Source organism: Phreatobacter stygius, assembly GCF_005144885.1.
Lineage (GTDB): Bacteria > Pseudomonadota > Alphaproteobacteria > Rhizobiales > Phreatobacteraceae > Phreatobacter > Phreatobacter stygius.
This window is the reverse complement of the sequence record NZ_CP039690.1, coordinates 7,152,628-7,178,775: the sequence shown is the minus strand read 5'-3', so window position 1 is coordinate 7,178,775 and position 26,148 is coordinate 7,152,628. Positions and strand designations below refer to the sequence as shown.

Here is a 26,148-nt window from a genome sequence, read left to right as displayed (position 1 = left end):
CCCAAACGGAGAGGGTGGCGCCGCATAGCGAGATGCGAACGCGTCTCGCGTTCGCTCGACGCTATGGAGGCGCCGGGTGACGGGACGTCCATCTCCGAACGGCGCGGTATGCTCCGCGAGCCTCGGCGTCAGTGGATCCGACCCCAGCGTGACCTCGCAAGCCTTGCACTTCGTCCTGCCCGGGCTTGTCCCGGGCATCCACGACTTGCCTCCGTGCAAGGCATGGGTGGATGGCCGGGACAAGCCAGGCCAAGACGATGAGCGCCGTTGTCGCCGCTTCGCCTAGCCGCCCCACTCACACCGGCCTGGTGCGCGCCAGGCCGGCGCGGAACCAGAACACCAGCACAGGCAGCAGCAGCGCCGCGCCGGCGAACAGTGGCGGCGCGCCGACCTGGTCGTAGATCAGGCTGCACAGGGCAACCCCGGCGGTCTGGCCGGCGAAAAAGCAGAAGGCGAAGGTGGCGATGCCGGCGCCGCGCGAGCCCGGGGTCATTTGGGTCGCGTTGGTCTGCAGGGGATTGTGCAGCAGCACGAAGCCGAAGCCGCCAATGGCGATCGCGACCGCGACGAGCCAGACCGGCGGGGTCAGCGCCAGCAGGGCGAAACTGGCGGCCAGAAACACCGAGGCCATGCCGAGCACTGCGCGTTCGCCGAAGCGGCCGAGCAGGAAAGGCGCCGACCAGGAATAGGCGGCGGCACCCGCCGCGCTCAGCGCGGTCATCGCGCCGATCGCGGTATAGCTGATATTGTAGACCTGCCGGAGATGGGCGCCGAGAAAGGTGAAGGTGCCGTAGAACAGCACGGCCTCGATCGTCACCGCCATCAGCACCACCCGGGCGTAGGGGATGTTCCTCAGCGCCAACATCTGGGCGAGCGAGCCGCGCACGCCGCCGGCGGGCGCCGGTTGCCGGCGTGACAGCACCGGGCTGCTGCGCTGCTGGATCGCCAGCACGGTTCCGGCCAGGAGCAGGAACGCCCCGGCCATGATGAACACCGACTGCCAGCCGAGCGCATCGGCGAGCACGCCGCCGATCGCCTGGCCCGAGATCGCGCCGAAGCTGGTGAAGATCATATAGCGGGCGAGCACCGCCTGGCGCTGGGCGAAGGGGACGGTGTCGCCGATGAAGGCGATGCAGTTCGGAATGATCGCGGCGCCGGTCAGGCCGGCCAGGAAGCGCAGGACCGAGATCTGGTCGATGCCGGTGGCGAAGGCGCAGGCGAGCGTGAACAGGCCGCTCAGGATCGCGCCGAGCGTGACCATGCGGACCTTGCCGTAGCGGTCGCCGAGCGGCCCGGTCAAAAGCTGGAAGAAGCCGTAGGAGACGGCATAGGCGGTGATGACGATGGCGGCCTTGCCGGGCGTGGTGTCGAAGGCATTGGCCAGCGTCGGCAGCAGCGGATCGCAGAAGCGCAGCGCCGCCGACGAGGCGAATGAGGCTGCGCCGAGCAGGAACAATGCGCGCCACGGAACGGTGTCCGTCCCGACGTCTTCGACTGCCACTGTTGTCATGCCACAAGCTATGCGACTGGTGTGTGCAATGCGGCAAGTCGCACGGGCGCATGGCAGAAATGTTGACAGGGCGCGTTTCGGCCGGCTTTGTGCGCTCCCCATATCAAGCCAAAGCGATCAACCGAAAACGCCATGCTCGAGAAGACCTACACGCCGAAGGATATCGAAGCCCGTATGTCGGCGGCCTGGGAGACGGCTGAAGCCTTCCGTGCCGGCCGCCCCGAGCGCGCGGGCGCCGAGCCCTTCTGCATCGTCATTCCGCCACCGAACGTGACGGGCTCGCTGCATATGGGCCACGCGCTGAACAACACGCTGCAGGACGTGCTGTGCCGCTACGAGCGCATGCGCGGCAAGGATGTCTTGTGGCAGCCCGGCACCGATCATGCCGGCATCGCCACCCAGATGGTGGTCGAGCGCAAGCTTGCCGGCGAGAACAAGACCTCGCGGCGCAGCATGGGCCGCGAGGCCTTCCTGAAGGAGGTCTGGGCCTGGAAACAGGACTCCGGCGGCACCATCGTCAACCAGCTGAAGCGGCTCGGCGCCTCCTGCGACTGGTCGCGCGAGCGTTTCACCATGGACGAGGGCCTGTCCAAGGCCGTGCTCAAGGTGTTCGTCGACCTCTACCGGCAGGGCCTGCTCTACAAGGACAAGCGGCTGGTCAACTGGGATCCCAAGCTGCTCACCGCCATTTCCGACCTGGAAGTGGTGCAGACAGAGATGCGCGGCAAGCTCTGGTATTTCGACTATCCCCTGGCCGATGACCCAAACATCAAGGTGACGGTCGCCACCACCCGGCCGGAAACCATGCTGGGCGACACGGCGGTCGCGGTGCACCCGGATGACGAGCGCTGGAAGCCCTATGTCGGCCGGATGGTGCGCTTGCCGCTGGTTGGCCGGCTGATCCCGATCGTCGCCGACGCCTATTCGGATCCGGAAAAGGGTTCCGGCGCGGTGAAGATCACGCCGGCCCACGACTTCAACGATTTCGAGGTCGGCAAGCGCCACAACCTGCCGCAGATCAACATCTTCAGTGTCGAGGCCAGCCTGGCGCTGGCAGGCAACGAGGATTTCCTCGATGGGGCAGGCGGCGACGATCTCGCCGCCGTGCTCGAGCTCGACGGCGTCGATCGCTTCGAGGCGCGCAAGCGCGTCGTCGCGATGATGGAGGAGCGCGGGCTGCTCGCCAAGATCGAGGACCATTTGCACACCGTGCCGCATGGCGATCGCGGCGGCGTGCCGGTGGAACCCTTCCTCACCGACCAGTGGTATGTCGACGCCAAGACGCTGGCCAAGGAGCCGCTGGCCGCCGTGCGCGACGGCCGCACCGTCTTCGTGCCGAAGAACTGGGAAAAGACCTTCTTCGAATGGATGGAGAACATCCAGCCCTGGTGCGTGTCGCGCCAGCTCTGGTGGGGCCATCAGATCCCGGCCTGGTACGGTCCCGACGGCAAGGTGTTCGTCGAGCTGAGCGAAGCCGACGCGCTGGCCTCGGCCGAGGAGCATTACGGCGCCAAAACCGCGCTGACCCGCGACGAGGACGTGCTCGACACCTGGTTCTCCTCGGCGCTCTGGCCGTTCTCGACGCTCGGCTGGCCCGACGAGACCCAGGAATTGAAGCGCTATTACCAGACCGACGTGCTGGTGACCGGTTTCGACATCATCTTCTTCTGGGTTGCCCGGATGATGATGACCGGCCTGCACTTCATGAAGGAGACGCCGTTCCACACGGTCTATATCCACGCCCTCGTCCGCGACGAGAAGGGCGCGAAGATGTCGAAGTCCAAGGGCAACGTCATCGACCCGCTCGACCTGATCGACCAGTTCGGTGCCGATGCGCTGCGCTTCACGCTGGCCGCCATGGCGGCGCAGGGGCGCGACATCAAGCTGGCCACCAACCGGGTCGAAGGCTATCGCAACTTCGCGACCAAGCTGTGGAACGCCGCGCGCTTCTGCGAGATCAACGAGTGCCGGCGCGTCGCCGGTTTCGATCCCGCGCATGTCCAGTCGACGCTGGCCCAATGGATCGTCGGGGAGACCGCCAAGGCGGTCGCCGAGACCGAAGCCGCGATCCAGGCCTACAAGTTCAACGAGGCGGCCGGTGCGGTCTATCGTTATGTCTGGAACGTCTTCTGCGACTGGTTCCTGGAATTCGCCAAGCCGGTGTTCACCGGCGCCGACGAGGTGGCCAAGGCCGAGATCCGCGCAACCGCGGCCTGGACGCTGGAGCAGATCCTCAAATTGCTGCACCCCTTCATGCCCTTCATCACCGAGGAGCTCTGGGCGGTGACCGGCGAGGACGGCCCGGCGCGCGACGGTGTCCTGGCGCTCGCCGCATGGCCTGAACTGGCCGGCCTGGAGAACGGCGCGGCGGAGGCCGAGATCGGCTGGCTGGTCGACACCATCCAGGCGATTCGCTCGGTGCGCGCCGAAATGAACGTCGCGCCGGGGGCCCAGGTGCCACTGGCGCTGGTCGCGGCATCCGATCAAACGATAGATCGGGCAAAGCGTTACGGTGATTTGCTGAACCGTCTTGCGCGGTTGTCGGAGGTCACCGCTGTGGCCGCGGCGCCGAAGGGCTCGATCCAGCAGGTGGTGCGCGGCGAGACCATCGCGCTGCCGCTCGCCGGCATTGTCGACGTCGCCGCCGAGACGGTGCGTCTCGGCAAGGCGCTGAAGGAAGCCGACGGCGACATCGCCCGCTGCGACGGCAAGCTCAACAACGCCAACTTCATGGCGCGCGCGGCCGAAGAGGTGGTCGAGGAGCAGCGCGAGAAACGCGAAGAGGCGGTCGAGCGCAAGGCCAAGGTGGAAGCCGCCCTGCTGCGCCTGAAAGAGGTGGCCTGAGGCCATGGCCCGGCGTCCGGTGACGCGGTCGGCCTGGGGTGCGCGAGCCCCCTTCGCCGACCCGTCCGGGGCAAAGGGCTTCTGGGCGCCGTTCAGCCGGGCACCAGCCCACCGGCATGTCGGCTACCGCGTGCCGCTTGCCGGCTGGCATGGGCGCGACTTCTCCGTGGCCTTCCTGTCGGACCTGCATCTCGGTTCGCATACCGACGATCGCCGCCGGCTCTCGGCCATCCTCGCCGAGGTCGAGGCGATGCAGCCGGACATGGTGCTGCTCGGCGGCGACCACATGAACATGATGTCGTTCGGTGGCGGGCGGATCCCGCCGGAAACCATCGCGGCCGAGCTGAAGACCCTGTCGGCGCCGATGGCGACGGTGCTCGGCAACCACGACTGGGAATATGGCCTGGATGCCGTGGCCGATGCCTTTGAGGCCGCCGGTATCAGCGTGCTGGAGAACCGGGCGGTCGAGATCCCCGTCGACGGCGCAGCGGTCAGGATCGTCGGGCTCGCCGACGACGTTCACGGCGAGCCGCAACCGGCGCTGGTCGGGGCAGGGGCGGGCGCCGAAATCGTCGTCTCGCATGATCCCGGCGTCATCCAGGACCTGCCCGACGGCTGCGTGCTGCTTTCGGGCCATGTCCATGCCGGCCAGATCCGCATTCCCGGACTGCCGGTACTGCATATGCCGCCGAGCCGCATTCCGCGCGCCATGGCCCATGGCCACCACCGCATCGGCCGGCGGCACCTGATCGTCAGCGCCGGCCTTGGTTGCAGCACCATTCCGCTGCGCCTGTTCGCGCCGCCCGAGGTGGTGACGGTCACGTTCGTGGCCGAGACGGCCGCGTGACCCGGCTCCGGCGCGGCCTCAAAGGGGTGGCGCTGGTCGCGGCCTGCCTGATCGCTGGGCTGATCGTGCTGACGATCGCGACCATGCGTCCGGGCGATCCGGCGCTCTATCCGCCGAAACCGGACCAGCCGTCGACGCTGGTCCATGTGGTCTCCCATGGCTGGCATTCGGGCCTTGCCCTGTCGCGCGAGGCGCTGAAGGCGGCCGCGCTGCGCCAGGGGCTCGGCCGGCTCGCCACCGTGCTCGAGCGCTTCCGCGATTTTCCGGTGGTCGAGATCGGCTGGGGCGAGGCGCGCTTCTACCAGGAGACGCCGACCATTGCCGATGTCCAGTTGATGAGCGCGCTCGGCGCGCTGTTCCGCCCCGGCAATGCGGCGGTGCTGCACGTCGTCGGGCTCGAACGGTCGGCGCCGCAGGTGTTCCGGCGCTCCGAGATCCTGGCGCTGCGGCTGTCGGAGGCGGGCCTCGACCGCCTGGCACGTTTCGTCGACCAGGCGGTGGCGCCCGATGCCGAGGGACGGCCGCGCGAGATCGGCCAGGGCCTCTATGGGCCGAGCCTGTTTTATGCCGCGACCGGCACGTTCTCGATCCTGCAGGTCTGCAACCACTGGGTCGGCCAGGCGCTGGCCGCCGCGGGGCTGCCTTATGCGGCGGTTCCGGCGATCCACCCCAAGGGCCTGTTCCTCGACCTGGAATGGCGCGGCGAGGCGCTGCCGCTACCGAGACCGGTTGCACTCTAGGGCGGCGACGGCCGCTAGCGGGCTGGAGCGCCGCGGCGGCCCGCACCGGTAGAGGGGTGCCGGCGGCGATTTTTTTGTATCCTTTTTACAACACTTATAAAATGCTGAGAAACCTACCAAGCGTTCACCATTTTCTGCCCCAATCCCGCCACAGCCCCACGCGACGAAATTCCCCACCAGACCGCTGAAACCCAGAGGTCGCGGTCTCTTTGCATGCGTGGCCCCGTGAGTTCATGACTTTTCAAGCCCCCCGGACGATGGCAGGACAGGTTTTAACGCTTCCAGAGTTGGAAGCGGCCATTGCATCTCTATGGGGAGCGAAATGACCACGTTCAAATTCAACAAGAACAAGCTGCCGAGCCGGCATGTCACCGAAGGTCCGCAGCGTGCGCCGCATCGCTCCTACCTCTATGCCATGGGGCTGTCGCACAAGCAGATCCACCAGCCCTTCGTTGGCGTGGCGACCTGCTGGAACGAAGCCGCGCCCTGCAATATCGCGCTGATGCGCCAGGCTCAGGCGGTCAAGAAGGGCGTCGAGTCGGCTCAGGGCACGCCGCGCGAATTCTGCACCATCACGGTGACCGACGGCATCGCCATGGGCCATGCCGGCATGAAGTCGTCGCTGCCGTCGCGCGAGATCATCGCCGACTCGGTCGAGCTGTCGATGCGCGGCCATTCCTACGACGCCCTGGTTGGCCTTGCCGGCTGCGACAAGTCGCTGCCCGGCATGATGATGGCCATGGTCCGGCTCAACGTGCCGTCGATCTTCATTTATGGCGGTTCGATCCTGCCTGGCGTGTTCCGCGGCAAGCAGGTCACCGTCCAGGACCTGTTCGAGGCGGTCGGCAAACATTCCACCGGCGAGATGTCGGATGAGGATCTCGACGAGCTGGAGCGCGTCGCCGCGCCGTCGGCGGGCGCCTGCGGCGCCCAGTTCACGGCCAACACCATGGCCACGGTGTCGGAAGCCATTGGCCTGGCACTGCCCTATTCGGCCGGCGCGCCGGCGCCCTACGATATCCGCGACCAGTTCTGCTACACCGCCGGCGAGAAGATCATGGAGCTCCTGGCCAAGGGCATCCGGCCGCGCGACATCGTCACCCGCAAGGCGCTGGAAAATGCCGCGACCGTGGTCGCCGCCTCGGGCGGTTCGACCAATGCGGCGCTGCACCTGCCAGCCATGGCACATGAATGCGGCATCAAGTTCGACCTGTTCGACGTCGCCGAGATCTTCAAGCGCACGCCTTATGTCGCCGACCTGAAGCCGGGCGGCAAATATGTCGCCAAGGACATGTTCGAGATCGGCGGCATTCCGCTGTTGATGAAGACGCTGCTCGACCATGGCTTCATGCATGGCGACTGCATGACGGTGACCGGCCGGACCATGGCCGAGAACCTCGCCTCGGTGAAATGGAACCCGGACCAGGACGTGGTGCGTCCGGCCAACAAGCCGATCACCAAGACCGGCGGCGTGGTTGGCCTGAAGGGCAATCTCGCCCCCGACGGCGCGATCGTGAAGGTCGCCGGCATGAAGAAGCTGAAGTTCAAGGGCCCGGCCCGCTGCTTCGACCGCGAGGAAGAGTGTTTCGCCGCCGTCACCGCCCGCACCATCAAGGAAGGCGAGGTCCTGGTCATTCGCTACGAGGGGCCGAAAGGCGGCCCCGGCATGCGCGAGATGCTGGCGACCACCGCGGCGCTCTACGGCCAGGGCATGGGCGACAAGGTTGCGCTCATCACCGACGGCCGGTTCTCGGGCGCGACCCGCGGCTTCTGCATTGGCCATGTCGGCCCGGAAGCCCAGGTCGGCGGTCCGATCGCGCATCTGCGCGACGGCGACATAATTGAGATCGACGCCGTCAAAGGAACGCTCAAAGTTCGCCTTACGGCCGCCGAAATGCGGGCGCGTAAAAAGGATTGGAAAGGCCCGAAGGACACAGAGTTCGGCTCGGGCGCCATCTGGAAATACGCCCAGCAGGTCGGCCCTGCAATTGACGGCGCGGTGACCCATCCGGGCGGCGCCGGGGAAAAGCACGTTTATGCTGATGTCTGAGACCTCGAGGGTTCGTGCGTTCCTGTTCGCGCTGGCGGTGGCGGCAAGCCCCGTCGGCGCGACGGGGGCGTTCGCCTTTGACGGTCAGACGACCACCGACCCGCGTTCGCCGCTCGACGCCTTCCGGGCGGGCGGGCGGGCGCTGCGCGATGGCCGGACGGAAGAAGCGGTCTCGTCGCTGCAATATGCGGCGAGCAACGGGCACGCGGCCTCCGCCTGGAAGCTCGGCCGCATGTATATGGCCGGCGACGGCGTCGCGCAGAACGACCTGAAGGCCTTCGAGACGTTCCGCCGCATCACCATCGAGCGCGGCGACGAGAGTCCGAATTCGCCGGATGCCCAGTTCATCTCGGCCGCCTTCGTCACCATGGGCAATTATTGGCTCGAGGGCATCCCGAACACCTATGTCCGCGCCAATCCGCAGCGCGCCTTCGAACTCTATTTTTATGCCGCCTCGACGTTTGGCGACGCCGACGGGCAGTTCCGGCTCGGCCGGCTGTTCCTCGAAGGGCAGGGCACGCCGCGCGATCCGCGCCAGGCCGCGCGCTGGCTGTCGCTGGCCGCCGGCAAGAGCCATTACAAGGCCCAGGCCGTGCTCGGCCACATGCTGTTCGCCGGCCGGGACGTGCCGCGCCAGGCGCCGCGCGGGCTGATGTTCCTGACGCTGGCCAAGGAAGCCGCAAGCGAGACCGATACCTGGGTGACCGAAATGTATGAGGAGGCCATGCGCACGGCCTCTGACGACGAGCGCGGCGTGGCGCTGCGCATGGTCGAGGCCTGGCTGAAGACATCGGGCCGCCGCTAGGGGCCGGGGGATCGCATGACGCTGGTCGAAACGCCGCGCTTCACGCCGCACGCCATCGACCACCCGAGCGAGCCGCTGAAGGCGCTGAAGTTCCTGCGCACCCTGGTGCGCAATCCCCTGGAGACCTGGCCGCGGGCGCTGTTCGAGGAGCCGGTCCTGCGGCTCGCCATGGCCGGCCGGCCGGTGCTGTTCGTGATGGACCCGGCCCTGGTCGAGGACGTCCTGGTCGCGCGCGCGGCGATCTTCCCCAAGGCGCCGATCATCCAGCGGACCATCGGCGCGGCGGTCGGCACCAAGTCGATCTTCACTGCCGAGGGCGCCGATTGGCGCTGGCAGCGCCGCGCTTCGTCACCGCCATTCCGGCACGAGAAGATCTTAGGCTTCGTGCCGGCCATGACGGCCGCCGCCGACGCGGCGGTGGCGCGGTTGGAAGGCCAGATCGCCGGAGCCGGGGCGGGCACGCCCATCGACATGGCGGAAGCCATGATGGCGACCACCTTCGACGTCATCGTCGAGACCATGCTGTCGGGCAAGGGCGGCTTCGACATCGAGCGCTTCGGCGCCGAGATCACCCATTATTTCGATACGATCGGCTGGGTCGCGGCGCTCGCCGTGCTGCGCCTGCCGCGCTGGATCCCCTATCCGGGCAAGCGCCGGGCGCGTGCCGGCAACCGCTTCCTGAAGGCCGAGATGGCGAGAGTCGTCGCCGAAAGGCGGGCCCATCCGAGCGTGACGCCGGATCTCCTGGATTTCATGATCCAGGCGAGCGATCCGGAAACCGGCCGCGCCATGACCGATGCGGAGCTTGCCGACAATCTCCTGACCTTCGTGGTCGCCGGCCATGAGACGACCGCGCTGGCGCTGACCTGGGCGCTCTGGCTGACCGCCAACAGCCCGTCGGTCGAACAGCGCGTGCTGGACGAGATCTCGAGCGTCGCCGGCGAGGCGCCGGTCGATGCCGCGGCGGCCGACCGGCTGGTCTATACCAAGCAGGTGATCCAGGAGGCCATGCGGCTTTATCCGCCGGCGCCGCTGATCCCACGGGTCGCCAGCGAAGACACCGTGCTCGGCACCGAGACGGTCAAGGCCAGGACGCCGGTCTATGTGCCGGTTTATGCGATCCACCGCCACGCGGCCTTGTGGACCAATCCGGACAGCTTCGACCCCGACCGGTTCTCGGCCGAGGCGTCGAAGGGCCGGCCGCGCGGCGCCTATCTGCCGTTCGGCGCCGGACCGCGCATTTGCATCGGCGCCTCGTTCGCGCAGATCGAGGCGGTGGTGATCTTCGCCACCATGCTGCGCAAGCTCAAATTTGCCTCGGTGCCCGGCCACCGGCCAAAACCCAATACGCGCCTGACGCTGCGCCCGGAGGGCGGACTGCCCATGACGGTCGCCCGCCGTTGACGGTTGCGGCCGCCGGCCCTTGCGGTGCAGGCTGGCCCCAAGCGCCGCGGGAGCGCATCCAGGGAGACTGACATGGCGGAGGCTCATAGCGGCGAGGTCGAGGCCAAGGCGAGCGCCTTTTCGGTCGCACATGCCAAGGACGGCGAGTTCAAGGGCCAGGGCCTGAGGAACTTCTTCGTCTATCGCGACCTCGGTATCAGGCAAGCCACCGGCGGACGGGTCGGCGCCCACGTCATCCGGGCGGTGCCCGGCGCCCATGCCGGCGGCGACAAGCACACCCATACGCTCGATTTCCAGATGGTCTATGTGCTCAAGGGCTGGGTCCGCTTCTGGTACGAGGGCGTCGGCGAGGTGCTGCTGGAGCCCGGCTCCTGCGTCCACCAGCCACCCGGCATCGTGCACCAGGAGATCGCCCATTCCGACGATCTCGAACTGATCGAGATCACCCTGCCGGCAGAGTTTCCGACCCAGGGCGCGTGAGGCGGGCCCGGTTAGCGGCGGATCCTCATGTTTTGATTCCGAGTCCGGGGAAGGCTGTAAGGCGTTGTTGGGGCGGCAATTTTGGGCGTGTCTGAAGCAGGGCCGACGCCGAAACATCTTCTACGTCATCGCCGGCCGAGCGAAGCGAGGGGAAGGGGATCCAGGAGCCAACAGGCCGCGCCGTTCGCTGGCCTCTGAACAGAATATGCGACGCTGCGGCTCTGCACTTCAACCCCTGGGCCCCCTTCCCCTCGCTTCGCTCGGCCGGGGGTGACGTCGAGGCTCAAGACGCGACGGGGTGAACGAGGCTTCCAGTCGATAGCCGGAGGCACTGACGCCATCTCAGGTCGCATGCGTGCGAGCCCGCCGGGGATGACGTCCAGCGCCGAAAACCACCGTGCCCCTAAAGCCTCAATTCGCACCAGACCGGCACGTGGTCGCTCGGCTTCTCTAGGGCGCGGACATGTTTGTCGATGCCTGCTGTGACCAGCCGGTCGGCGGCGAGCGGCGACAGCATGAGGTGGTCGATGCGGATGCCGTTGTTGCGCTGCCAGGCGCCGGCTTGATAGTCCCAGAACGAAAAGAGCCCGGGCGAGGTGTCGCAGGCCCGGATGGCGTCGGTGAAGCCGAGTGCGGCGAGTTCGCGCAGCTTGCCGCGGCTTTCCGGCTGGAACAGCGCGTCATTGACCCAGTCCTTGGGGTTCTTGGCGTCTTCCGGCATGGGAATGACGTTGTAGTCGCCGCACAGCACGAAGGCCTCTTCGAGCGGCAGCCGGTTGCGGGCATGGGCGATCAGCCGGTTCATCCAGGCGATCTTGTAGGGAAATTTCTCGGTGCCGAGCGGATTGCCGTTGGGCAGGTAGATCGAGCCGACGCGCAACACGCCGCTCGGCGTCGAGACGACCGCCTCGATATAACGCGACTGTTCGTCGCTCTCGTCGCCGGGCAGGCGAGGGGTGACGTCCTCGAGCGGGTGCTTCGACAGGATGGCGACGCCGTTATAGGTCTTCTGCCCGTGCACGGCGACATTGTAGCCGGCGGCTTCGAAGGGCTCGCGCGGGAAGGCCTCGTCGACACATTTCAATTCCTGCAGGCAGACGATGTCGGGATCGCGCTCCTTCAGCCAGGCCAGGGTGTTTTCGACGCGAATCTTGATGGAATTGACGTTCCACGTGGCGATGATCATGGCGGGCTCGCGATTCTGATGGTGCCAGTCTAGCCGGAACCTGAAATAACGTCGCGACTGCAAACCGCGTGGCGCGCAACCGCAGGCTGGAGATGATCATGTGGATCGACGACGAGGCAACACTGATGGCTCTCTACGGCGAGCCGGGGGAAGCCTCGATCGTCAAGGAGGTGCCGCGGCTGACCGCCGAATATCGCGCCATGATCGTGGCCGCACCGTTCTGCGTGCTGGCGACCGCGGGCGCGGACGGGCTCGACGCGACGCCGCGCGGCGATGCGCCGGGATTTGTCGAGGTGCAGGACGACACGACGCTGATCCTGCCGGACCGGCGCGGCAACAACCGCCTCGACAGCCTGAAGAACCTGCTGCGCGACCCGCGTGTCGGCCTGTTGTTCATGGTTCCCGGCATCAACGAGACGCTTCGGGTCAATGGCCGGGCGCGGATCTCGGCCGATCCGGACCTGCTCGCGCGTTACGCGGTCGACGGCAAGGAGCCGCGCAGCGTCCTGGTGATCACCATAGACAGCGTCTATTTCCAGTGCTCGCGAGCGCTGCACCGCTCAAGACTGTGGGATCCGGCCCAGCACCGGCCGCGCGGCGACCTGCCGAGCGCCGGCCAGATGCTGAAGGGCGCCTATGCGCCCTTCGATGCCCAGGACTATGACAAGGGCCTGGCCGAGCGGCAGCGCGCGACGCTGTACTGAACCGGCGGCGAACCGCTCAGACCGAAAAGCTGGTGCCGCAGCCGCAATTGGCCGTGGCATTGGGGTTCTGCAGCTTGAACGCCGAGCCGATGAGATCGTCGACCCAGTCGAGCTCGGTGCCGGCCATGTAGGGCAGCGAGATCTCGTCGACCAGCACGGTGGCGCCGGCCTTTTCGATGACCAGGTCGTCATCGTTCCGGTCGGTGGTGAAGTCGAACTTGTACTGGAAGCCCGAGCAGCCGCCGCCCTCGACCGAGATGCGCAGCATCGAGCCCGGCGGTTCGGTGTCGAGGATCTTGGCAATGCGCTGGGCCGCGCGTTCCGTGACGGTGACGGTGTCGGACATCGATGTCTCCCCGGTTCAAGGCCGGAAACACAGGCGTTGAAATTCAGCCACGTCTTGCGAGGCCGCTGTCCAATAGGTATGTGCGACCAAGGCCCTGGTCAATGTCGCAGGGCGCGGTGAAGAGGCAAGCCATGGCGGTAGCGAGCTATTTTTACCCGCCGCTCGCCCCCCATGCCAGCGATGCGCGGGCGAGCCGCGGCCGGCTGATCGACGAGCCGGCCTCGCCGACGCGCACCGAATTCCACCGGGATCGCGACCGCATCATCCACACGACGGCGTTTCGCCGGCTGAAGCACAAGACCCAGGTCTTCGTGGCGCCCGAGGGCGATCATTACCGCACCCGGCTGACCCATACGATCGAGGTGGCGCAGATCGCCCGGTCGCTCGCCCGCGCGCTCGGCCTCGACGAGGACCTGGCGGAAACCCTGGCGCTCGCCCACGACCTCGGCCATACGCCGTTCGGCCATACCGGCGAGGATGCGCTCGACGAGGTGATGCGGCCCTATGGCGGCTTCGACCACAATGCCCAGTCGCTCCGGATCGTGACGCGGCTGGAGCGGCGCTATGCCGCCTTCGACGGGTTGAATCTGTGCTGGGAGACGCTTGAAGGGCTGGTCAAGCACAACGGCCCGCTGCTCCAGCCGGATGGTTCGCCGGTGGCCAAATATGCCGAGCGCGGCGTGCCGGTGGCGCTGCTCGAATATGATGCCCTGCAGCCGCTCGATCTCGCCAGCCATGCCAGCGCCGAGGCCCAGGCAGCGGCGATTTCCGACGATATCGCCTATGATGCCGCCGATATCGACGACGGGTTGCGCGCCGGGCTGTTCACGCTCGACGACCTGGGCTCCGAGGTTCCGCTCGCCGGCCAGTTCCTCGAAGAGATCCGCCGGCGCTATCCGACGCTGGAAAAATCCCGCGAGATCAACGAGCTGACGCGCCGGGTCATCACCCGGCTGGTCGAGGATGCGATCACCGAGGCAACCCGGGCGATCGCCGAGGTGAAGCCCGAGACCGTCGACGACATCAGGCGCTGCGGCCGGACGCTGATCCAGTTCTCGCCGGTCATCCAGACCTATGACCGCGGCATCAAGGACTTCCTGTTCAAGAGCGTCTACCGGCACGCGCGGGTGGTGCCGATCCGCCGCGAGGCCGGCCTGGTGGTGCGCGACCTGTTCCAGGCGTTTTTCGACCACCCGATCGCCATGCCGCCGGTCTGGTCGGCGGGGCTCGAGGCCGTCGAGCCGGCCAAGCGGGCGCGCCGCGTCGCCGACTATATCGCCGGCATGACCGACCACTATGCGCTTGACGAGCACCGGCGCCTGTTTGCCCAGACTCCCAATCTACGCTAGACGCAGCCTCCATTCTTCGAGGCTTTCGGCATGAATATCTTCGCCCTGTTCACAGATCACGTGCGCGACGCGGTCCGCTCGCTCGGCTCCGACGGCATCGCCATCGCCGAGACTGCGCTCGACCGCGTCGTGGTGGAAGCGCCGCGCGATTCGAGCCACGGCGACCTCGCGACCAATGCCGCGATGGTGCTGTCGAAGGACGCCGGCCTGAAGCCGCGCGACCTCGCCGAGAAGATCGTCGCCAGGCTCGCCGTGCTGCCGGATGTCGCCAAGGTCGACATTGCCGGCCCGGGCTTCATCAATCTCACCTTGCAGCCTGAAGTCTGGCCGAAAGTGCTGAAGGCGGTGGTCGCGGAAGGCGAGGGCTTCGGCCACACCGCGGTCGGGGCCAAGACCAAGGTCAATGTCGAATATGTCTCGGCCAATCCGACCGGCCCGATGCATGTCGGCCATTGCCGCGGCGCCGTGTTCGGCGACGCGCTGGCCAATCTCCTGGCGGCGGCCGGCTACGACGTCACCCGCGAATATTACATCAATGATGCCGGTGCCCAGGTCCAGGTGCTCGGCCGCTCGGCCTATCTGCGCTACCGCGAGGCGCTGGGCGAGACGGTGACGATCCCCGAAGGGCTCTATCCCGGCGACTATCTGAAGCCCGTCGGCCAGGCGCTGGCGGCCAAATATGGCCAGAGCCTGCACAATGTGCCCGAAGAGGAATGGCTGCCGATCTGCCGTGACGTGGCGATCGAGGCCATGATGGAGGAGATCCGCGGCGATCTCGCCGCCCTCAATGTCCGACACAAGGTGTTCTTCTCCGAGCGTTCACTGCAGGCGCCGACCGACAAGGTCCGCGCGGTGATCGAGACGCTGAGGGCCAAGGGCGATGTCTATGAGGGCGTGCTGGAGCGGCCGAAAGGCGCCGATGCCGAGGATTGGGAGGAGCGCCAGCAGACGCTGTTCCGTTCCACCGATTTCGGCGACGACGTCGACCGGCCACTGATGAAGTCGGATGGTTCCTACACCTATTTCGCCTCCGACATCGCCTATCACAAGGACAAGGCCGATCGCGGTTTCCTCGATCAGATCGACGTCTGGGGCGCCGACCACGGCGGTTATGTCAAGCGCATGCAGGCGGCGCTGAAGGCGATCAGCGGCGGCACGGCGGCGCTCGACGTCAAGCTCGTCCAGCTGGTCCGGCTGTTCCGCGGCGGCGAGCCGGTGCGCATGTCCAAGCGCTCGGGCGATTTCGTCACGCTGCGCGAAGTGGTCGACGAGGTCGGCCGCGACGTGGTGCGCTTCATGATGCTGTTCCGCAAGAACGACGCGCCGCTCGACTTCGATCTCGCCAAGGTGCTGGAACAGTCGAAGGACAATCCGGTCTTCTATGTGCAATACGCCCATGCGCGCTGCCGTTCGATCCTGCGCAACGCCCATGAGGCCATGCCGGATCTCGATCTGACGCCTGCGGCGCTGGCTTCGGCGGCTGTCGAGAGCCTCGACGACGCCGGGGAAACTGCAATAATTCAGCGCCTCGCGCAGTATCCGCGAATGATCGAAGCCGCGGCTCAAGCCCATGAGCCGCATAGGGTTGCGTTCTACCTGTACGAGTTGGCGGCGGACTTCCACGCGCAGTGGAACCGCGGAAAAGATTCGCCGCATTTACGCTTCATTATCGAAAATGATCGAAAAACAACAACGGCGCGCCTTGCGCTGGTCCAGGGTATCGTGACCGTTCTGAAGTCGGGACTTGCGATCCTGGGTGTCGAGGCCGTCGAAGAGATGCGTTGATCGCGCTGCGCCCGTGATACGGTCGCCGTGCCCACCGACGGCGGGGCCCATGGCCAACGAGACAAGTCTGCGTAGCTACCGTGATTTCGACGCCTATAACCGTGACGGCTCCGCCGACGACACGGTTCGCAAGGCGTCAGCCGGCGATCCATTGGCCGAACTCGCCCGCATCATGGGCCAGGACGACAATTATGCCGACCTGCTGAAGAGCGTGGCGCGGACCCGCGGCGAGCTGCCGTCGCGCCGGACGCCCGAGGCCGATGCCGGCCAGTCGCTGGAGCTTCCGGCCATGCGGCTGCGTGGCGCCGACCAGTCCCGTGAGCCCGATCAGGCCGGGGTGACCGATTGGGACGATCTCGAAGCCGAGCTCGAAAGCTATGTCCGCTCCGGCGAAGGCGCTCGCCCGAAGGCCGAGGCCGGGCGTCGCGCCGAGGCGCCCGAGACTTACGATCATCTGTTCGACGATGACGGCATGGACGACGAGGTCGCCGCTCACCGCGCGCCGGCGCCGGCCGAACCCGCAGCGGTGCAGGCCGACGGCCTGCGTGGCAGCTATCCGGCGGCAGCCGACCCGGCGGTCGATGACGCCGCCGGCAGCCTGCGCGACCTGGAGCGCATGCTGTCCGACAGCCATGGCCGGCAGCCGGCCGTCTACCAGCCCGCAGTTGCCCCGCAGCCGACCTATCAGGTGCCCGCCGACGAAGCGCCGGCTTATCAGGCGTCGACCTATCCGCAGCAGGCTTACCCCCGGCAGATCTATCAGCCGCCGGCCTATTCGGAACCGTTGCCGCAGCCGGTCGAAACCCGTCGGGCCGCGCAAGGGCAGGGTGGCCAGGCACCGGCCGGTCAGGCCGACGATATCGACGAGCGCATTGCCCAGGCTTTCGCCGACGATCAGCCGCGCGATCAGCGCGTGGCGGCGGCCGGATACGGCGCTGCGGTCGCCGGCGCCGGCGCCCTGGTGGCAGCCACCGCCTGGCGTCAGCACGGCACCCGTGCCGCGGCGCCCCAGATGGCGGCCGCCGAGCGCGGCGATACCGTGCGTTACGCCGACGATGCCTACCTGCCGGCGGCCGAGCGGGCCGCCTCCGATCCCGTCTTCATCCAGGACGGCCACATGCCGCAGCCTGCCCCGGAGGTCTTCGACGAAGCACCGCCGCGGCGCAAGCGTGCGGGCGTCACCGCGATCCTGGCGGTCGTCGGCCTGGCGGTGGCCGGCGGCGGCGGCGTGCTCGGCTATCGGGCGCTGACCGGCGGCGCATCGAACAGCGGTGAGCCGCGTGTCGTGCGGGCCAATACCGATCCGGTCCGCGTCCCCGTGCAGCAGGCCCAGGACCCGAAACCGGTCACCGATCGTGTGCCCAGCGGCGACCGCGTCGTGTCACGCGAAGAGCGTCCGGTGAGCCCGCGCGAGCAGGCAGCCCAGGTCCAGGCACCGCCGCAACCGGCGGCGCCGCGGGTCATTCCGCTTGCGCCGTCCGCGCCGGCCGGCAGCGTCACCGATCCGGGCCTGCCGATGGTCAGGTCGGTGCAATCCGTCGTTGTTCCGAGCGCCAATGCCGCGCCGGCAGCCGTGCTGCGTCCGACCACCCCGGAGGCGCCCCTTGCCACGGCGAGCGCCGCCCCGCGTGCGGCCGGCGAGGAGCCGCGCCGGGTTCGGACCGTCACCGTCGGCCCGGACAACCAGATCCTCAACCCGGCGCCGCGCCCGACGCCAGCGCCGGCCGCCATGCCGCTGTCGGTGGTGCCGACGGCGCCCAGCCAGCCGCCATCGGCCGCAGCCACGCCGGCCGCGCCCACGCTTGCCTCGGCCGACAGCCGGTCGGCGCCGACGCCAACGCCGAGGCCGGCCCGTGCCGGTCGCCCGCCGGCTGACGCCAATGAGGCCGCGGCTGCCCCTGGCGCGCGTCCGCTGGATATCGCCCCGCAGCGCACCGCGTCGCTGCGCCAGCCGGCGGCCGCGCCGCCTGCGCCCGCCGCCGGTGGCGGTACGTCCTTCGTCCAGATCTCCTCGCACCAGACTGAAGCCGAGGCGCGCAGCGCCTTTGCCAGCGCCCAGCGGCGCTATTCCGTGCTGCAGGGCCAGTCGGCCAATATCCGGTCGGCCGAGCTGCCCGGCCGCGGCACCTGGTATCGCCTCAGGGTCGGTCCGTTCTCGCGGACGGATGCCCAGAGCTTCTGCGAGCGGCTGAAATCATCGGGCGGATCCTGCGTCATCAACTAAGATCATGGCCGTTCATGCATTCATCGCCGGCTGCGCCGGCACCGTCCTGACGCCCGACGAGATCGCGTTCTATCGCGATCTCGATCCCTGGGGCTTGATCGTCTTCAAGCGCAATTGCGACAATCCGGACCAGATCCGGCGGCTGGTCGACAGCTTCCGGGCGATCGGGGGCAGGGCGGATGCGCCGATCCTGATCGACCAGGAAGGCGGCCGGGTCCAGCGGCTCGGGCCGCCGCATTGGCCGAAATATCCGGCTGGCCGGGCCTTCTCGCGCATCGCCGCCAACGATCCCCTGGTCGGCCGCGAGATGGCGCGGCTCGGCGCCCGGTTGATCGCCCATGACCTGAAATCGCTCGGCATTACCGTCGACTGCCTGCCGGTGCTCGACGTGCCGGTCGAGGGCGCGCACAGCATCATTGGCGACCGGGCCTATGGCGAAGGTCCCGATATCGTCGCGGGTTTCGGCCGCGCGGCGGCGGAAGGCCTCCTGGCCGGCGGCGTGCTGCCGGTCATCAAGCACATTCCCGGCCATGGCCGGGCGGTCGCCGACAGCCACGACGCGCTGCCGGTGGTCGAGGCGAGCCGGGACAGCCTGGAAGCGACCGATTTCAAGCCGTTCCGCACGCTCACCGACATGCCCCTGGCGATGACCGCCCATGTCGTCTACGCGGCGATCGACGCGAAGCGCCCGGCGACGACGTCGCGCCAGGTGATGCGTGAGGTGATCCGCGGCACGATCGGTTATGACGGGCTCGTCATGACCGACGATCTGTCGATGAATGCGCTGTCGGGCACGCTCGCCGAGCGCACCCGGGCAAGTTTCCGCGCCGGCTGCGACATGGCTTTGCATTGCAATGGCCGGGTCGCCGAAATGGCGGCGGTCGCGGCCGAGACGCCGGTTCTCGCCGGCAAGGCCAGGCGACGCGCGGAAGCGGCCCTGGCGCGCATTCGCCACGAGCCCGAGCCGCTCGATGTGGCCGAGGCCAAGGCGCGCTTCTTCGAGGTGCTGGAGCGGGCCAGCATGACCGCCTCGACGGGTTTTGCGCCAACCCACGCGCTGAGCGTCTGAAGCGCGAATTGCCTTGCCGGTTTGAATGCGGTCTATGATCGCTTCGGGCCGCGCCTGTCGCACGGCCGGGACCGATCATGGCCAAATCGCCGCAAGAGACGACCAGCGCGCTGCCTTTCGGGGAGGCTCCCGAACGGAGCCCCTCGGAGCCGGCCTTCGTCGTCGATGTCGACGGTTTCGAGGGACCGCTCGACATGTTGCTGGCGCTGGCGCGCACGCAGAAGGTCGATCTCGGCAAGATCTCGATCCTGGCGCTCGCCACGCAATATCTCAGCTTCATCGACGAGGCGCGCAAGATGCGCCTGGAACTGGCTGCCGACTATCTCGTGATGGCGGCCTGGCTCGCCTATCTCAAGTCGCGGCTTTTACTGCCGGATCCCGGCAAGGGCGACGAGCCCTCGGCGACCGAGCTCGCCGAGGTCCTGGCGTTCCGGTTGCAACGGCTGCAGGCGATGCGCGAGGCGGCGGCCAAGCTGATGACCCGCAACCGGCTGGGCCGCGACATCTTCGCCCGCGGCGCGCCCGAGCCGGTGGTCGCCATCGCGCTCAACCGCTGGGACGCGACGCTCTACGATCTCCTGACGGCCTACGCCCAGCAGCGCCAGAAGAGCGCGCTCTCGCATGTCCATATGACCAAGCGGCTGGTGCTGTCGCTGGGCGAGGCCCGCGAGATGCTGGAGCGGCTGATCGGCACGGCGATGGATTGGGCGCCGCTCGACAGCTTCCTGATCGACTATCTGGTCGAGCCGGACCGCCGGGCAACCGTGCTCGCCTCCAGTTTCGCCTCGTCCTTGGAACTGGTCCGCGAGGGCGTGCTGGAGGTCCATCAGGACCGGCCGCTCGGCACGCTCTATATGCGCAAGCGCCGCGACGAGCCGGGCTCCAAGCCGCGCGGGACATGACAGCCCGTTGCTCCTCCGGGCCATGGCGCCGCCCGCCTGGCGCCAGCCGCCCGGCAACCGCAACGCGGGCCATAGCCCGTGTGAGAAATCCGGGCTAGAAACCGAGCGAATGAGCACGGATCCAGTGACCGATGACAGCGAGAGCGAGGTGCATCTCGGCGAGCCCCTCGGCATCGTCGAAGGGCCGGTCGAGCAATTGCGCATCGTCGAGGCCCTGCTGTTCGCCGCCGCCGGTCCGCTCGACGAGGAAGCGCTGGCCGAGCGGCTGCCCAAGGGCGCCGACCTGAAATCGCTTTTGGTGACGTTGCAGGCCTTCTACGCGCCGCGCGGGGTCAATCTCGTCCGGGTCGCCGGCAAATGGACCTTTCGGACCGCCGAGGACCTGAGTTTCCTGTTGCACAAGGAGACCGCGGAGGAGCGCAAGCTGTCGCGCGCCGCCCTCGAGACGCTGGCGATCGTCGCCTATCACCAGCCGGTGACGCGCGCCGAGATCGAGGAGATCCGCGGCGTGTCGATCTCCAAGGGGACGCTGGACCTGCTGCTCGAAACCAGTTGGCTGCGCATTCGCGGCCGGCGCAAGTCGCCGGGCCGGCCGGTGACCTTCGGCACGACGCAGGCCTTCCTGGAGCATTTCGGGCTCGAGGCGATTGGCGACCTGCCGGGGCTCGACGACCTCAAGGCCGCTGGCCTGCTGGACGGCCGCCTGCCGCCGGGCTTCCAGATTCCGATGCCGAGCGACGACCACAACCTGCGCGACGACGAGGAGCCGGATGACCAGGCCATCCTCGATCTGTCGCTGGGACCAAGGATCGGCGACGACGAGGCCGGATCATGACATCTGCCGAGGCCGAAGACCGCGAGCCGGCCGCCGAGCCGCGCTGGGGGCGGCGTGGCACCGCCGGGCCGGCCATCGCGGTGGCGCTTGGTTTCGAGGCGCTGTCGCATTCCTACGGCAAGATCCGGGCCCTGGACCAGGTCTCGCTCGACGTCCGGCCCGGAGAAATCGTCTGCCTGCTCGGACCGTCGGGCTGTGGCAAGACGACGCTGCTCAGGATCGCCTCGGGCATCGAGCGGCCGAGCGCCGGGCGCATGCTGATGGACGGGCGCGAGGTTGCCGGCCCGTCGATCTTCGTACCGCCGGAACAGCGCGGCGTCGGCCTGGTGTTCCAGGATTTCGCGCTGTTTCCGCATTTGACCAATCTCGCCAATGTCATGTTCGGCCTGAGTGCCCTGCCGCGAGCCGAAGCCGACAAGGCGGCCCGCCTGGCGCTCGGCCGGGTCGGCCTTTCAGGGCACGCGCTCGACTATCCTCACGCCTTGTCGGGCGGCGAGCAGCAGCGCGTGGCGCTGGCCCGTGCCATTGCGCCGCGCCCGGGCGTGCTCCTGATGGACGAACCCTTTTCCGGCCTCGACAGCCGGCTGCGCGACACCATTCGCGAGGAAACGCTCGCGGTCATGCATGAGACCCGGGCGACCTGCATCGTGGTGACCCATGATCCGGAAGAGGCGATGCGCATGGCCGACCGCATCGTCCTGATGCGCGGCGGCCGTATCGTCCAGGCCGGCACCGCGGCCGAGCTCTACCGCAAGCCGGTGGATCTCGCGGCGGCGCGCTTCTTTTCCGACGTCAACGAGGTGCCGGGCGTGGTCAGGGCCGGCAAAATCGTGACACCCGTCGGTTATTTTGCCGCGCCCGGCCTTGCCGAAGGCACCCGCGCGATCGCCGCGATCCGGCCGCAGGCGATCATTCCGATGCCGGCGCAAATGTGCATTCCAGGCCGTCTTTTGGCCAAACGCTTCCTTGGCGAGGTCGAATTCCTCGAAATCGCTGTGGAAGGACTGGAAGCGCCCTTGAAGGCAAGGGTCCGTTCGGCGGAAACCTTGACGCCAGGTCGCGACCTCGGCGTCGACGTTGCGGCATCCGAGGTCCTTGTTTTTGCCGTACCCGAAGCCTAGTTTCCCCCCAACACGGCAGGTTGCTGCCGAAACCGGACAATGCCGCGCGAACGGCCCGCACGGGTCAAACGGCACTATGATCAAGGAGTGAGTTATGGGTAGCTTTAGCGCTTGGCACTGGATCCTCGTCGCGATCGTCGTGTTGCTCCTGTTCGGCCGCGGCAAGATTTCCGAGTTCATGGGCGACGCGGCCAAGGGCATCAAGGCCTTCAAGAAGGGCCTGGCGGAAGACGACACCAAGCCGGAGACGCCGCCGGCCCCGCCTGTCACCACCGAGGGGCGGACGATCGATCATGCTCCGGCGGAGCCCGCTGCCGCTTCCGCGCAGCCCGCCCCTGCCCAGACGCCCAAGGCGAGCTGAGCCTAGCATTGCCTGCCGAAGGGCGAGCCTGAACGGGTAAGGGACCGTACCCGCGACCGGGACGGTGAGATGTCATGTTCGATTTGAGCTGGGGCGAGATTGCACTGGTCGGCGTGGTGGCGCTGATCGTGATCGGCCCGAAAGAGCTGCCCGGCGTCCTGCGCGGCGTCGGCCAGGCGCTGGCGAAACTGCGCCGCATGGCATCCGACTTCCAGTACCAGTTCAATCAGGCGCTGCAGGAAGCCGAGGTCGACAAGGTCAAGTCGTCGATCAACAGCGTCACCGAAAGCGTCCAGGCGTCGACCTCGTTCAATCCGATCGATTATGCCCGCGAGCAGATCAAGTCGGCGGTCGACGACGTGAAGGCGGTGACCACGCCGGCCGACCCGCCTGCCGGTCAGGTCGGGCCGCCGGCGCCCGCCGCCGTCGATCCGGTCGCCGCGGCCATTCCCGCGCCGCCGAGCTATTCGGTCGATCCCGCCGCGATCCAGAATGCGTTTAGCGCGCCTGCACCCGAAACGCCGGCCGTCGAGACACCGGCCGTCGAAGCGCCTGCCGAGGAAGCGGCTCCGGCCAAACCGAAGCGCGTGCGCAAGGCGGCGGCCGAAGCGCCGGCCGCCGAAGTCCCCGCCGCACCCCCTGAGCCTGCTGCCGAGCCCGCTACGGACGATGCTCCGGAGAAGCCGAAGCGCGCCCGAAAGACCCAGGCATGACGCTCGCCGACCCCAAGGAAGACAAACTGAAAGCCGATGAGGACGCGATCGAAGCGTCCAAGGCGCCGCTGATCGAGCATCTGATCGAACTGCGCGCGCGCCTGATCAAGGCCATGCTCGGCTTCATCGTCTGCTTCATCTTCTCGTTCATCTTCTCCAAGCAGATCTTCCAGATCCTGGTGGTGCCCTATGAATGGGCCGCCGACTATATGAAGATCCCGCGCAGCGAAGTGCGGCTGATCTATACCGCGCCGCTGGAATATTTCTTCACCCAGCTGAAGATCGGCATGTTCGGCGGCGCCTTCCTGGCTTTCCCCGTCATTGCCATCCAGCTCTACAAATTCGTCGCGCCGGGGCTCTATTCGCACGAGAAGGACGCCTTCCGTCCGTATCTGATCTGGACGCCGATCTGCTTCTTCGCCGGCGCCCTGTTCGTGCTGTTCTTCGTCATGCGCGCCCTGATGCTGTTCTCGCTCGGCATGCAGCAGGCGCCGAGCGACACGGCCACCGCGATCCAATATCTCGGCCGGGTCGAGGACTATCTCAGCCTGATCATGACGCTGGTCTTCGCCTTCGGCATCTCGTTCCAGTTGCCGGTCATCATCGCGCTGCTCGGGCAGATCGGCCTGGTCGACACCGCCTTCCTGAGGAAGCAGCGGCGCTATTTCATCGTCATCGCCTTCATCCTGGCGGCGATCCTGACCCCGCCCGACGTGATCAGCCAGCTCTCGCTCGCCATCCCGCTCTGCCTGCTCTACGAGATCGGCATCCTGGTCGTCGGCCGCATGGAGAAGCGGCGCGCGGTGGAAGACACCTCGGATGACGACGACAAGAGCGAAGGCGATGGCAAGAGCGAAGGTGGAGATCCGGCGCCCAAGCCCGTGACCTGATCCGGGCTCGCCCGATCCATTGCCACCATTGACCGTGCAGCGCGCATCCGGCTACCAAGCCGGATCGCCAGGGGGTAGTCCATGTCCATTCTCGACAGCGTCAAGACGACGGTGCTGGTGCCGATCCATCGCGAGGGCTATCCGTTCATCGGCATCGCCGCGGTCGGCACGCTGTTGCTGGTGTGGTGGGGGGCCTGGCTGGCCTGGCCAATGCTGGCGCTCACCGTCTGGGTGATCTTCTTCTTCCGCGATCCCGTGCGGGTGACGCCGGTGCGCGACGGGCTGGTCATCGCGCCGGCCGATGGCCGCGTCTCGCTGGTCACCAATGCCGTGCCGCCGCTGGAACTCGGCCTGGGCGAGGCCGCCCTGCCGCGCGTCTCGATCTTCATGTCGGTGTTCGATTGCCACGTGAACCGGGCGCCGATTGCCGGCAAGATCACCGCCATGGCCTATCGGCCGGGCAAGTTCCTCAATGCCGATCTCGACAAGGCGTCCGAAGACAATGAGCGCAACGGCCTGACCATCAAGTCGTCCTGGGGCGCGTTCGGCGTGGTGCAGATCGCCGGTCTGGTGGCGCGGCGCATCGTCTGGTGGGTCGAGCAGGGCCATCAGATCGGCACCGGCGAGCGCTTCGGCATGATCCGGTTCGGCTCGCGGGTCGACGTCTATTTCCCCGAGGGCACCAAGCCGCTGGTGTCGGAAGGCCAGAAATCGGTCGCCGGTGAAACGGTTCTGGCCGACATGGCCTCGAAAGAGGGAGCGCGAGTCGTGCGCATCGGCTGACGCCGCGGCCATTTCACGCTAGTTTCGCCCCATGAGTTCCCTGTTCCAGCCTTTCACCCCCGACCGGAACGAGCCGCCGCGGCGCCGGTTTCGGCCGGTTCCGCTGCGTCTGCTGATTCCGAACCTGATCACGCTGCTGGCGCTCTGCGCCGGCTTGAGCGCCATTCGCATGGCGCTCGAGGGCAAGATCGAGCTGGCGGTCTACCTGATCCTCGGCGCCGCCGTGCTCGATTCAGTCGACGGGCGCATCGCGCGGCTGTTGAAAGGCACCTCGAAATTCGGCGCCGAACTCGACAGCCTCGCCGATTTCGTCAGTTTCGGCGCGGTGCCGGCGCTGGTGCTCTATCTCTGGGGCATGAACGAGGCCGGGCCGATCGGCTGGATCGCCGTGCTGGTCTTCGCGATCTGCGGCGCGCTTCGGCTCGCCCGCTTCAACGTCCAGATCGAGGACCCGAACCAGCCGGCCTGGATGGCCAATTATTTCACCGGCGTGCCGATCCCGGCCGGCGCGGTGCTGGTCATGCTGCCGATCTACCTGGAGAATGTCGGCGTTCCCAAAGGCTTGATCCATCCCTGGCTGGTCACCGCCTTCACCATGGCCATCGCGCTTCTGATGGTGTCGCGCGTGCCGGTGTTCTCGGGCAAGAAGCTCGGCGCCAAGGTGCCGCGGGAAAGCGTCTTGCCGCTGTTCGTCGCGGCGATCGCCTTCGTGGCGCTGCTGATGAGCTATCCGTGGATCGTGCTGGCGGTCGGCACGGTGGCCTATCTGGCCTCCCTGCCGTTCGGCGCGGCCAAGGCCCAGGCCCTGGCGCGCGCCGAACCGGCGCCGGCCGCGACCGAGCCTGCCGAGGCCGCAGCGGACGAAGACAAGCCGCAATGAGCAGTTCGCCGGTGCGCCGCGGCGGTTTCGGATTTCGAATCAGGAGCGCCGGTTAAGCTTTTGTTCCGATGGCGCTTTGGGTGCCGTCGACGCGCCAGCGGCTGATCGCGGCGACACGGTCGCAGAGCGGGCTTGCCGGAAAGCTCCGGCGCAGCACCTGGAACGCTTCCGAATCGGTCTGGGGTGTCTTGGCCCGCAGCAGCGCGACCATGTCGTCGCCTTCGAGAGGCAAGGATAACCGTCGCGCCGCGCCGCGTGTGTCGACATGTGCCTGCGTCATGACGGCCTCCGATGGCATTCCCACCCGGACAATTCGCAAC

At 67.5% G+C, this 26,148-nt stretch carries 24 protein-coding genes; 20 read left to right on the top strand and 4 right to left on the bottom strand.

Features of this window, described 5'->3' with window-relative positions:
• Window positions 1-295: 295 nt before the first annotated feature.
• A complete protein-coding gene (locus tag E8M01_RS33985; protein WP_170182188.1) occupies window positions 296-1,510 on the bottom strand; it encodes an MFS transporter in 1,215 nt (404 codons plus the stop codon).
• A 132-nt stretch (window positions 1,511-1,642) separates the two neighbouring features.
• Here E8M01_RS33985 and E8M01_RS33980 point away from each other — a divergent pair, with 132 nt between their 5' ends.
• From E8M01_RS33980 to E8M01_RS33950, 7 genes are all read left to right on the top strand, one after another.
• A complete protein-coding gene (locus E8M01_RS33980; RefSeq protein ID WP_136964221.1) occupies window positions 1,643-4,354 on the top strand; it encodes a valine--tRNA ligase in 2,712 nt (903 codons plus the stop codon).
• 4 nt (window positions 4,355-4,358) lie between these two features.
• Complete coding sequence (locus E8M01_RS33975; protein ID WP_136964220.1) at window positions 4,359-5,201, top strand: metallophosphoesterase; 843 nt, start codon at window positions 4,359-4,361, stop codon at window positions 5,199-5,201.
• Window positions 5,198-5,941 (top strand): DUF2459 domain-containing protein, encoded by a 744-nt coding sequence (locus E8M01_RS33970; protein ID WP_246088527.1) that lies wholly within the window; start codon window positions 5,198-5,200, stop codon window positions 5,939-5,941. The genes E8M01_RS33975 and E8M01_RS33970 overlap by 4 nt, the downstream gene beginning before the upstream one ends.
• Before the next feature lie 322 nt (window positions 5,942-6,263).
• Window positions 6,264-7,991: a dihydroxy-acid dehydratase gene (gene ilvD, locus E8M01_RS33965; protein ID WP_136964219.1), complete on the top strand. Its 1,728-nt coding sequence runs from the start codon at window positions 6,264-6,266 to the stop codon at window positions 7,989-7,991.
• Complete coding sequence (locus E8M01_RS33960) at window positions 7,984-8,796, top strand: tetratricopeptide repeat protein (RefSeq protein WP_136964218.1); 813 nt, start codon at window positions 7,984-7,986, stop codon at window positions 8,794-8,796. Before ilvD ends, E8M01_RS33960 begins: the two co-directional genes overlap by 8 nt.
• A 15-nt stretch (window positions 8,797-8,811) precedes the next feature.
• Window positions 8,812-10,200, top strand: coding sequence for a cytochrome P450 (locus E8M01_RS33955; RefSeq protein ID WP_136964217.1), 1,389 nt, complete (start codon window positions 8,812-8,814; stop codon window positions 10,198-10,200).
• A gap of 72 nt (window positions 10,201-10,272) precedes the next feature.
• On the top strand, window positions 10,273-10,680 hold the full coding sequence (locus E8M01_RS33950; protein WP_136964216.1) for a cupin domain-containing protein: 408 nt from the start codon (window positions 10,273-10,275) through the stop codon (window positions 10,678-10,680).
• Between the two features lie 403 nt (window positions 10,681-11,083).
• Here the strand turns inward: E8M01_RS33950 and xth are convergent, their stop codons facing one another.
• Window positions 11,084-11,866 carry an exodeoxyribonuclease III gene (xth, locus tag E8M01_RS33945; protein ID WP_136964215.1) on the bottom strand — a complete coding sequence of 261 codons (783 nt, stop codon included), beginning with the start codon at window positions 11,864-11,866 and terminating at the stop codon, window positions 11,084-11,086.
• Window positions 11,867-11,958: 92 nt separating this feature from the next.
• On the opposite strand from xth, the gene E8M01_RS33940 reads away from it, so the two are divergent.
• On the top strand, window positions 11,959-12,570 hold the full coding sequence (locus tag E8M01_RS33940) for a pyridoxamine 5'-phosphate oxidase family protein (protein ID WP_136964965.1): 612 nt from the start codon (window positions 11,959-11,961) through the stop codon (window positions 12,568-12,570).
• Window positions 12,571-12,586: 16 nt separating this feature from the next.
• Here E8M01_RS33940 and erpA read toward each other — a convergent pair whose 3' ends face one another.
• Window positions 12,587-12,916, bottom strand: coding sequence for an iron-sulfur cluster insertion protein ErpA (erpA, locus tag E8M01_RS33935; RefSeq protein ID WP_136964214.1), 330 nt, complete (start codon window positions 12,914-12,916; stop codon window positions 12,587-12,589).
• A 131-nt stretch (window positions 12,917-13,047) separates the two neighbouring features.
• Between erpA and E8M01_RS33930 the strand changes: the two genes are divergently transcribed.
• The 12 genes from E8M01_RS33930 (at window position 13,048) to pssA (ending at window position 25,828) form a co-directional block, all read left to right on the top strand.
• The gene (locus E8M01_RS33930; protein WP_136964213.1) at window positions 13,048-14,265 is read left to right on the top strand and encodes a deoxyguanosinetriphosphate triphosphohydrolase; all 1,218 of its coding nucleotides are present in this window, start codon (window positions 13,048-13,050) and stop codon (window positions 14,263-14,265) included.
• Window positions 14,266-14,295: 30 nt separating this feature from the next.
• Entirely contained in the window at window positions 14,296-16,050 is a 1,755-nt protein-coding gene (gene argS, locus E8M01_RS33925; protein ID WP_136964212.1) for an arginine--tRNA ligase, read from the top strand.
• 49 nt (window positions 16,051-16,099) lie between these two features.
• Window positions 16,100-18,274 (top strand): SPOR domain-containing protein, encoded by a 2,175-nt coding sequence (locus tag E8M01_RS33920; RefSeq protein WP_136964211.1) that lies wholly within the window; start codon window positions 16,100-16,102, stop codon window positions 18,272-18,274.
• Window positions 18,275-18,278: 4 nt separating this feature from the next.
• On the top strand, window positions 18,279-19,343 hold the full coding sequence (gene nagZ / locus E8M01_RS33915; RefSeq protein WP_136964210.1) for a beta-N-acetylhexosaminidase: 1,065 nt from the start codon (window positions 18,279-18,281) through the stop codon (window positions 19,341-19,343).
• A gap of 77 nt (window positions 19,344-19,420) precedes the next feature.
• Window positions 19,421-20,245 (top strand): segregation and condensation protein A, encoded by an 825-nt coding sequence (locus tag E8M01_RS33910; protein ID WP_136964209.1) that lies wholly within the window; start codon window positions 19,421-19,423, stop codon window positions 20,243-20,245.
• Window positions 20,246-20,354: 109 nt separating this feature from the next.
• Window positions 20,355-21,080 (top strand): SMC-Scp complex subunit ScpB, encoded by a 726-nt coding sequence (gene scpB, locus E8M01_RS33905; RefSeq protein ID WP_211596681.1) that lies wholly within the window; start codon window positions 20,355-20,357, stop codon window positions 21,078-21,080.
• On the top strand, window positions 21,077-22,201 hold the full coding sequence (locus tag E8M01_RS33900) for an ABC transporter ATP-binding protein (RefSeq protein ID WP_136964208.1): 1,125 nt from the start codon (window positions 21,077-21,079) through the stop codon (window positions 22,199-22,201). Before scpB ends, E8M01_RS33900 begins: the two co-directional genes overlap by 4 nt.
• A 94-nt stretch (window positions 22,202-22,295) precedes the next feature.
• Window positions 22,296-22,562: a twin-arginine translocase TatA/TatE family subunit gene (locus E8M01_RS33895; RefSeq protein ID WP_136964207.1), complete on the top strand. Its 267-nt coding sequence runs from the start codon at window positions 22,296-22,298 to the stop codon at window positions 22,560-22,562.
• 74 nt (window positions 22,563-22,636) lie between these two features.
• On the top strand, window positions 22,637-23,275 hold the full coding sequence (gene tatB, locus E8M01_RS33890; protein ID WP_136964206.1) for a Sec-independent protein translocase protein TatB: 639 nt from the start codon (window positions 22,637-22,639) through the stop codon (window positions 23,273-23,275).
• 26 nt (window positions 23,276-23,301) lie between these two features.
• A complete protein-coding gene (gene tatC / locus E8M01_RS33885; RefSeq protein WP_136964963.1) occupies window positions 23,302-24,165 on the top strand; it encodes a twin-arginine translocase subunit TatC in 864 nt (287 codons plus the stop codon).
• Between the two features lie 81 nt (window positions 24,166-24,246).
• Complete coding sequence (locus tag E8M01_RS33880) at window positions 24,247-24,948, top strand: phosphatidylserine decarboxylase (RefSeq protein WP_136964205.1); 702 nt, start codon at window positions 24,247-24,249, stop codon at window positions 24,946-24,948.
• Window positions 24,949-24,979: 31 nt separating this feature from the next.
• Window positions 24,980-25,828 carry a CDP-diacylglycerol--serine O-phosphatidyltransferase gene (pssA, locus tag E8M01_RS33875; protein WP_136964204.1) on the top strand — a complete coding sequence of 283 codons (849 nt, stop codon included), beginning with the start codon at window positions 24,980-24,982 and terminating at the stop codon, window positions 25,826-25,828.
• Window positions 25,829-25,880: 52 nt separating this feature from the next.
• On the opposite strand, the gene E8M01_RS33870 is transcribed toward pssA, so the two are convergent.
• Entirely contained in the window at window positions 25,881-26,108 is a 228-nt protein-coding gene (locus E8M01_RS33870) for a hypothetical protein (protein ID WP_136964203.1), read from the bottom strand.
• Window positions 26,109-26,148: the final 40 nt, after the last annotated feature.

Bases quoted from the DNA above. Each gene is read 5' to 3' on its own strand.
- E8M01_RS33930 (WP_136964213.1), top strand. From the start codon at position 13,048: ATGGCGGTAGCGAGCTATTTTTACCCGCCGCTCGCCCCCCATGCCAGC.
- E8M01_RS33880 (WP_136964205.1), top strand. From the start codon at position 24,247: ATGTCCATTCTCGACAGCGTCAAGACGACGGTGCTGGTGCCGATCCAT.
- E8M01_RS33920 (WP_136964211.1), top strand. From the start codon at position 16,100: ATGGCCAACGAGACAAGTCTGCGTAGCTACCGTGATTTCGACGCCTAT.
- E8M01_RS33940 (WP_136964965.1), top strand. From the start codon at position 11,959: ATGATCATGTGGATCGACGACGAGGCAACACTGATGGCTCTCTACGGC.
- erpA (WP_136964214.1), bottom strand. From the start codon at position 12,916: ATGTCCGACACCGTCACCGTCACGGAACGCGCGGCCCAGCGCATTGCC.
- argS (WP_136964212.1), top strand. From the start codon at position 14,296: ATGAATATCTTCGCCCTGTTCACAGATCACGTGCGCGACGCGGTCCGC.
- E8M01_RS33900 (WP_136964208.1), top strand. From the start codon at position 21,077: ATGACATCTGCCGAGGCCGAAGACCGCGAGCCGGCCGCCGAGCCGCGC.
- xth (WP_136964215.1), bottom strand. From the start codon at position 11,866: ATGATCATCGCCACGTGGAACGTCAATTCCATCAAGATTCGCGTCGAA.
- E8M01_RS33870 (WP_136964203.1), bottom strand. From the start codon at position 26,108: ATGACGCAGGCACATGTCGACACACGCGGCGCGGCGCGACGGTTATCC.
- E8M01_RS33980 (WP_136964221.1), top strand. From the start codon at position 1,643: ATGCTCGAGAAGACCTACACGCCGAAGGATATCGAAGCCCGTATGTCG.
- E8M01_RS33985 (WP_170182188.1), bottom strand. From the start codon at position 1,510: ATGACAACAGTGGCAGTCGAAGACGTCGGGACGGACACCGTTCCGTGG.
- E8M01_RS33910 (WP_136964209.1), top strand. From the start codon at position 19,421: ATGGCCAAATCGCCGCAAGAGACGACCAGCGCGCTGCCTTTCGGGGAG.
- pssA (WP_136964204.1), top strand. From the start codon at position 24,980: ATGAGTTCCCTGTTCCAGCCTTTCACCCCCGACCGGAACGAGCCGCCG.
- ilvD (WP_136964219.1), top strand. From the start codon at position 6,264: ATGACCACGTTCAAATTCAACAAGAACAAGCTGCCGAGCCGGCATGTC.
- E8M01_RS33950 (WP_136964216.1), top strand. From the start codon at position 10,273: ATGGCGGAGGCTCATAGCGGCGAGGTCGAGGCCAAGGCGAGCGCCTTT.
- E8M01_RS33895 (WP_136964207.1), top strand. From the start codon at position 22,296: ATGGGTAGCTTTAGCGCTTGGCACTGGATCCTCGTCGCGATCGTCGTG.
- E8M01_RS33960 (WP_136964218.1), top strand. From the start codon at position 7,984: ATGTCTGAGACCTCGAGGGTTCGTGCGTTCCTGTTCGCGCTGGCGGTG.
- tatB (WP_136964206.1), top strand. From the start codon at position 22,637: ATGTTCGATTTGAGCTGGGGCGAGATTGCACTGGTCGGCGTGGTGGCG.
- scpB (WP_211596681.1), top strand. From the start codon at position 20,355: ATGAGCACGGATCCAGTGACCGATGACAGCGAGAGCGAGGTGCATCTC.
- E8M01_RS33955 (WP_136964217.1), top strand. From the start codon at position 8,812: ATGACGCTGGTCGAAACGCCGCGCTTCACGCCGCACGCCATCGACCAC.
- nagZ (WP_136964210.1), top strand. From the start codon at position 18,279: ATGGCCGTTCATGCATTCATCGCCGGCTGCGCCGGCACCGTCCTGACG.
- E8M01_RS33975 (WP_136964220.1), top strand. From the start codon at position 4,359: ATGGCCCGGCGTCCGGTGACGCGGTCGGCCTGGGGTGCGCGAGCCCCC.